Here is a 6,855-nt window from a genome sequence, read left to right on the forward strand (position 1 = left end):
GGGCCCGGCGGCGGGCGCCCCCCCCCGCCCCGCGCCGGGGGGCGAGTGGCGGGGGGGGGGCGGCGGCCCCGGCCCCCCCCCCACTCCTCCCATACTCGCGTTTCGGGGCCCGCGGCCACGGATTTCCTCCCTTCCTGACACGGTCAAGAAGGGAGGACTTTGCACGTGACACGCCGGCCGGACGCGAGAAAGGGAGGAGTTCACGGCCGGGACGGCCGTAAACTCCTCCCTTTCGTACGTGGTGGCTGGTCAGACCGAGCGGATCGCGACGACGGCGTTGTGGCCGCCGAAGCCGAACGAGTTGCTGATCGCCAGCTGCGGGCCGTCGCCGAGCGGCTGCGGGGTGCCGGAGACCTTGAGCGGGATCGCCGGGTCCATCTCGGTGATGTTGATGGTCGGCGGGGCGACGCGGTCGCGCAGCGCCAGGATGGTGAACACCGCCTCCAGGGCACCGGTGCCGCCGAGCAGGTGGCCGGTGGAGGCCTTGGTCGCCGAGACGGGGATGTCGTGGATGCGGTCCCCGAACACCTCGCGCAGCGCCACGTACTCCGACGGGTCGCCGACCGGCGTGCTGGTCGCGTGCGCGTTGATGTGGGTGACCTCGTCCGGGCTCGCGCCCGCCTGCGCGAGGGCGAGGTGGACGGCACGGCTGGCGCCACGTCCCTCCGGGTCGTTGGCGGTGATGTGGTACGAGTCGGCGGTCACGCCGCCGCCCACGATCTCGGCGTAGATGTGCGCGCCGCGCGCGAGCGCGTGCTCCTCGGTCTCCAGCACCAGGCTGGCGGCGCCCTCGCCCATCACGAACCCGTCGCGGTCGACGCTGTAGGGGCGGGAGGCCGTCGCGGGGTCGTCGTTGCGGCGCGACAGCGCCTGCATGGAGGCGAACGAGGCGATGGTGATCGGGTGGATGGCCGACTCGGTGCCGCCGGCGATGACCACATCGGCGAGGCCGGCCTGGAGGTGCTCGTACGCGTTCACGAGCGACTCGGTGCTCGACGCGCAGGCGGAAGCAACGGTGCGTGCGAACGCGCGGGCCTCGAAGTGCATGGACACCGCGGCGGAGGCGGCGTTGGGCATGAGCATCGGCACGGTCATCGGCAGGACGCGGCGGGGACCGCGGTCGCGCAGCGTGTCCCAGGCGTCCAGCAGGGTCCAGACGCCGCCGATGCCGGTCGCGTAGTCGACGCCCAGGCGCTCGGGAGCGACCTCCGGCGATCCGGCGTCGGCCCACGCCTCCATCGCGGAGATCAGGGCGAACTGGCTGGACGGGTCGAGCCGCTTCGCGACCGGCCGCTCGAGGACCTCCTCGGGACGCACCACGGCCTCGGCGGCGAAGGTGACGGGGAGCTCGTACTTCTCCACCCACTCGTGGGTGAGGGTACGCGCACCGGACTTTCCGGCCAGCAGCGCGGCCCAGCTCTCCGGAGCGGTGCCACCGAGCGGGGAGGATGCGCCCACGCCGGTGACGACGATCTTCTTGGTCATACCGGCAACTCCGTGTTGTTGGGAACGACAGTGGGCGCGACGCGCGCGTCCACCCGCGTGGGCGGGGCCGATCGGCCACCGCCCACGCGAAGGAAGTGTGTCGTGCGGTGCTTAGGCGTCCTGCGCCTTGACGATGAACTCGACAGCGTCCCCGACGGTCTTGAGGTTCTTGACCTCCTCGTCCGGGATCTTGACGTCGAACTTGTCCTCGGCGTTGACCACGATGGTCATCATCGAGATGGAGTCGATGTCGAGGTCGTCCGTGAAGGACTTGTCCAGCTCGACCGTGTCGGTCGCGATACCGGTCTCGTCGTTGATGAGCTCGGCCAGGCCGGCAAGAACTTCTTCGGTGGACAATGCCATGGTTTTTCTCCTTGAGGGGGTGTCGTTTGACCGTTGAACAGTCTAGGGCAGCACGACGACCTGGGCGCCGAACACCAGACCGGCGCCGAAGCCGATCTGCAGCGCGAGGCCGCCGGACAGTTCCGGCCGCTCCTGGAGGAGCCGGTGCGTCGCAAGGGGGATCGAGGCCGCGGAGGTGTTCCCCGTCGTCTCGATGTCGCGCGCGATCGCGACGGTCTCCGGCAGCTTCAGCTGCTTGGCGAACTCGTCGACGATGCGCATGTTCGCCTGGTGCGGGATGAAGGCGGCGAGCTGGTCCGGAGTGACCCCGGCAGCGTCCAGCGCCTGCTTGGCGACCTTGGCCATCTCCCATACGGCCCAGCGGAAGACGGTCTGGCCGTCCTGGCGCAGGGTAGGCCACGGGGCCTCGCCGTCGCGGAACTCGGTGAGCGTGCTGTTCATGCCGACCGCGCCGGCCTTCGACCCGTCCGAGCCCCAGATCGTCGTGGAGATGCCGGGATACTCGCTGGGCCCGACGACCACCGCGCCGGCACCGTCGCCCAGCAGGAACGAGATGGTCCGGTCGGTGGGGTCGACGACGTCCGAGAGCTTCTCGGCGCCGACGACGAGCGCGTAGTGCGCGACGCCGGCGCGGATCAGCGCGTCCGCCTGGGCGATGCCGTAAGCGTAGCCGGCGCACGCGGCGTTCATGTCGTAGGCGGCTGCCGGGTTCGCGCCGACCCGGTCGGCGAGCACCGCGGCGAGCGACGGCGTCTGCCGCGAGTTGGAGATGGTCGCAACGATCACGGCGTCGATCAGCGACGGGTCGATGCCCGACTTCTCGATGGCCTCCTTCGACGCCTCGGTGGCGAGGTCGACGGCGAGGACGTCGTGGCTGGCCCTGGTGCGGGTGACGATGCCGGTGCGCTGGCGGATCCACTCGTCGGAGGAGTCGATCGGCCCGATCAGGTCGTCGTTGGGGACGACGAGGTCGCCGCGCGCCGCGCCGATCGAGAGGATGCGCGTGTACTGCGGGCCGTGCGACTGCTGCAGGATGGGCTGGGTCATCGGGTGGTCTCCTCGGTGTTCGCCGCCTGGTCGATGAGGTCGAACGCCGCCGGCAGGTCGTCCGGCGTCTTGATGGCGACGCTCGGGACGCCCTTCAGGCCGCGCTTGGCGAGGCCGACGAGTGCGCCGGCGGGCGCCACCTCGATGATGCCGGTGACACCGGCCTCCTGGAAGGCCTGCATGTCGAGGTCCCAGCGCACGGGCGACGACACCTGGCCGACCAGCAGGCGCAGGAACTCGGCGCCGTCGGTGACCTCGGAGCCGTCCTTGTTCGTCCAGAGCCGCAGGGTCGGGTCGTTCGTGGTCAGGGTGGCGGCGAAGTCCTCGAGCACGGGGACGGCCGACGCCATGTAGCGGGTGTGGAACGCTCCGGCGACCTGGAGCGGGATGACGCGGGCGCGGGCGGGCGGTTCCTCGCCGAGCTTCGCGAGCGCGTCGAGTGCACCGGCGACGACGATCTGCCCGCCGCCGTTGTAGTTGGCGGGGGAGAGACCGAGCTCGTCGAGCTTCGCGAGCAGCTCCGCCTCGTCGGCGCCGATGACGGCGCTCATGCCGGTGGGGGTCTCGGCGGCGGCCTTCGCCATCGCCGCGCCGCGCTCGCGCACGAACGCGACCGCGTCGGTCTCCGACAGCACGCCAGCGCCGGCGGCCGCGGTCAGCTCGCCGACCGAGTGGCCCGCGATGCCGCCGATCTTCTCGCGACGGCCGTCCGCGAGCAGCGCGGAGAGCGTCAGCAGACCGGCCGAGACGATGAGCGGCTGCGCGACGGCGGTGTCCCTGATGGTGTCGGCGTCGCTCACCGTGCCGTGCGCGACGAGGTCGATGCCGACCGCGTCGGAGATGCCGGTGAGCTGATCGCGGAACGACGACTCGGAGAGCCACGGGTCGAGGAAGCCGGGGGTCTGGGAGCCCTGACCCGGGCACACGATCACAATCACGAGTTCCAGTCTGCCAATCTTCCGCCAAGCGGATGTGTCGGATGGGTACGAACTATCGGGGGATGCTTTGTGGACGTCTACAACGTCAGGCGCGGCGCGGCTGGTCGGGCTCGTTGATCGAGCCGACGATGAGCGCCGCCTGCAGGATGAGCGCCTCGCGGGCGCCGGTGGCGTCCCAGCCGATCACCTCGGAGACGCGCTTGAGCCGGTAGCGCACCGTGTTCGGATGCACGAACAGCTCGCGGGCCGTCGCTTCCAGCGACCGGCCGTTGTCGAGGTAGCACCAGAGCGTCGTCAGCAGCTCGGTCGAGTACGCCTGCAGCGGCCGGTAGATCCGGCTGATCAGCGTCGCCCGCGCGAGGCCGTCGCCGGCCAGCGCGCGCTCGGGGAGCAGGTCGTCCGCGTGCACCGGGCGCGGGCAGTTGCGCCACGCCTTCGCGACGGCGAAGCCGGCGAGCGCCGCCTTCGCGCTCTTCGACGCGTCCACGAGGCTCGGCACCTCGTGTCCGAGCACCAGGTGCCCTGCGCCGAAGCCCGGCTCCAGCTGCTGTGCGATCTCCATGAAGCTGACGACCGGCGCGGTGCCGATCGCCTCCTCCGGGGTGCTGCTGCTCGGCCAGGCGCGGCCGATCACGAGCACCAGGCGGCTGCCCTGCACCCCGATCAGGACGTCGGCGGACATGTGCCGGGCGGTGCGGCGCAGCTGGTCGACGTCCAGCATCTTCGGCGCCGTGCCCACCAGCACGCTGACCTCCCCGTGGCCGTGCCAGCCGAGCGCGGCGATCCGGCTGGGCAGCTCGTCGTCGTACTCGCCGGTGAGGATGCTGTCGACGACCAGCGCCTCCAGCCGGGCGTCCCACAGGCCGCGCGCCTCCGCGGCGCGCGCGTAGACGTCCGCCGCCGCGAAGGCGATCTCGCGCGAGTAGAGGAGGATGGCCTCCTTCAGCGACTCGTTGCCTCCGGTGGTGACGCGCTCCTCCACCACCTCAACGGTGATCTTGATGAGCTGGAGCGTCTGCTGGAGGCTGACGCTCCGGAGCAGCTCACGAGGAGCCGCCCCGAAGACGTCTGCGGCGATCCACGGCGTCGACCGCGGGTCGTCGAACCACGAGATGAACGAGGAGATGCCGGCCTGGGCGACCAGCCCGACGGCGCTGCGGCGGCCGGGGGGCATGTCCCGGTACCAGGGGAGCGTGTCCTCCAGCCGCTTCAGCGTCGTCGTCGCCAGCTCGCCCGAGATCTTGCGCAGCCACGCAAGGGTCTCGGCCTTCGTCCTCTCCGGTGTGGTCGGCACGGGCGGCTGCTACGCCTCGCCGCCCGCGGTACCGGTGGTGCCGGCGTTCACGTCGTGCAGCAGGTACTTCTCGATCGCCCAGGCGGGCGCGTTCGGGTCCACCTTGCCCTGGGCCGCGAGCAGCTCCAGGGTGCGGACGACGAGTGACGGGCCGTCGATCTTGAAGTAGCGGCGCGCTGCAGCGCGGGTGTCGGAGAAGCCGAAGTCGTCTGCTCCGAGCGTCGCGTACTCGCCGGGCACGAACTGCCGGATCTGGTCCGGCACCGCGTGCATGTAGTCGGTCACCGCGACGAACGGGCCATCGGCGCCCTGCAGCTTGCGGGTGACGTACGGCACCTGCTTCTCCTGCTGCGGGTAGAGGAAGTTGTGCTCCTCCGCCTTCAGGCCGTCGCGGCGCAGCTCGCCCCACGAGGTGACGCTCCACACGTCCGCCGACACGCCCCAGTCCTGCGCGAGCAGGTGCTGGGCCTCCAGGGCCCACGGCACCGAGACGCCGGAGGCGAGCAGCTGGGCCTTCGGGCCCTGCTCCTGGCCGTCACGGAGCTTGTAGATGCCGCGGACGATGCCGTCCACATCCACGCCCTCCGGTTCGGCCGGCTGCACGATCGGCTCGTTGTACACCGTGAGGTAGTACATGACGTTGGGGTCGGGGTGCGACTCGCCGTACATCCGCTCCAGGCCGGAGCGCACGATGTGGCCGATCTCGTAGCCGTACGCCGGGTCGTAGGAGACGACGGCCGGGTTGCTGGAGGACAGCAGCAGCGAGTGGCCGTCGGCGTGCTGCAGGCCCTCGCCGGTCAGCGTGGTGCGGCCGGCGGTGGCGCCGATCAGGAAGCCGCGCGCCATCTGGTCGCCCGCCGCCCACATGGCGTCGCCGGTGCGCTGGAACCCGAACATCGAGTAGAAGACGTAGACCGGGATGAGCGGCTCGCCCTGCGTCGAGTACGAGGTGCCGACGTTGGTGAACGCCGCGAGGGCGCCCGCCTCGTTGATGCCGACGTGGATGATCTGGCCCTGCGGGCTCTCCTTGTACGCCAGCAGCAGCTCGCGGTCGACGGAGGTGTAGTGCTGGCCGTTCGGGTTGTAGATCTTCGCGTTCGGGAAGAACGCGTCCATGCCGAACGTGCGCGCCTCGTCCGGGATGATCGGCACGATGCGGTGGCCGAAGTCCTTCGAGCGCAGCAGGTCCTTGAGCAGGCGGACGAACGCCATCGTGGTGGCGATCTCCTGCGTGCCGGAGCCCTTCTTCGCGATCGCGTACGCCGAGTCGTCCGGGAGGTTCAGCTGGGTGTACTTCACGCGGCGCTCCGGGACGTAGCCGCCGAGCGCGCGCCGGCGCTCGTGCAGGTACTGGATGGCCTCGTCGTCCGGCCCCGGGTTGTAGTACGGCGGCAGGTACGGGTTCTCCTCGAGCTGCGCGTCGGACACCGGGATGCGCATGGCGTCGCGGAACGTCTTGAGGTTGTCCAGCGTCATCTTCTTCATCTGGTGGGTCGCGTTGCGGCCCTCGAAGGACGGTCCGAGGCCGTAGCCCTTGATCGTCTTGGCGATGATGACGGTCGGCTGGCCCTTGTGCTCGACGGCCGCCTTGAAGGCCGCGTAGACCTTGCGGTAGTCGTGGCCGCCGCGCTTGAGGTTCCAGACCTCGTCGTCGGTGTAGTCCTTGACCAGTTCGAGGGTGCGCGGGTCGCGGCCGAAGAAGTTCTCGCGCACGTAGGCGCCGTTCTC

The 6,855-nt window shown here is 70.6% G+C and carries 6 protein-coding genes; all 6 read right to left on the reverse strand.

Translation table 11 applies throughout. From position 1 onward, the window contains the following. Positions 1 to 249: 249 nt before the first annotated feature. Positions 250 to 1,485, reverse strand: coding sequence for a beta-ketoacyl-[acyl-carrier-protein] synthase family protein (locus tag ACTHMF_RS05865; protein WP_440316676.1), 1,236 nt, complete (start codon positions 1,483 to 1,485; stop codon positions 250 to 252). A 111-nt stretch (positions 1,486 to 1,596) separates the two neighbouring features. Further along, positions 1,597 to 1,848, reverse strand: coding sequence for an acyl carrier protein (locus tag ACTHMF_RS05870; RefSeq protein ID WP_021765217.1), 252 nt, complete (start codon positions 1,846 to 1,848; stop codon positions 1,597 to 1,599). Between the two features lie 42 nt (positions 1,849 to 1,890). Then, positions 1,891 to 2,895, reverse strand: a complete 1,005-nt coding sequence (locus ACTHMF_RS05875; protein WP_440316677.1) for a beta-ketoacyl-ACP synthase III — start codon at positions 2,893 to 2,895, stop codon at positions 1,891 to 1,893. Further along, positions 2,892 to 3,833 carry an ACP S-malonyltransferase gene (locus tag ACTHMF_RS05880; protein ID WP_314148149.1) on the reverse strand — a complete coding sequence of 314 codons (942 nt, stop codon included), beginning with the start codon at positions 3,831 to 3,833 and terminating at the stop codon, positions 2,892 to 2,894. Before ACTHMF_RS05880 ends, ACTHMF_RS05875 begins: the two co-directional genes overlap by 4 nt. A gap of 85 nt (positions 3,834 to 3,918) precedes the next feature. After that, the gene (locus ACTHMF_RS05885; protein WP_314148147.1) at positions 3,919 to 5,127 is read right to left on the reverse strand and encodes a PucR family transcriptional regulator; all 1,209 of its coding nucleotides are present in this window, start codon (positions 5,125 to 5,127) and stop codon (positions 3,919 to 3,921) included. Positions 5,128 to 5,136: 9 nt separating this feature from the next. Continuing rightward, positions 5,137 to 6,855 (reverse strand): transketolase-like TK C-terminal-containing protein (locus ACTHMF_RS05890; protein WP_440316678.1); only part of this gene is annotated, 1,719 nt, incomplete at its 5' end.

This window comes from Leifsonia sp. (assembly GCF_051955155.1).
GTDB lineage: Bacteria > Actinomycetota > Actinomycetes > Actinomycetales > Microbacteriaceae > Leifsonia.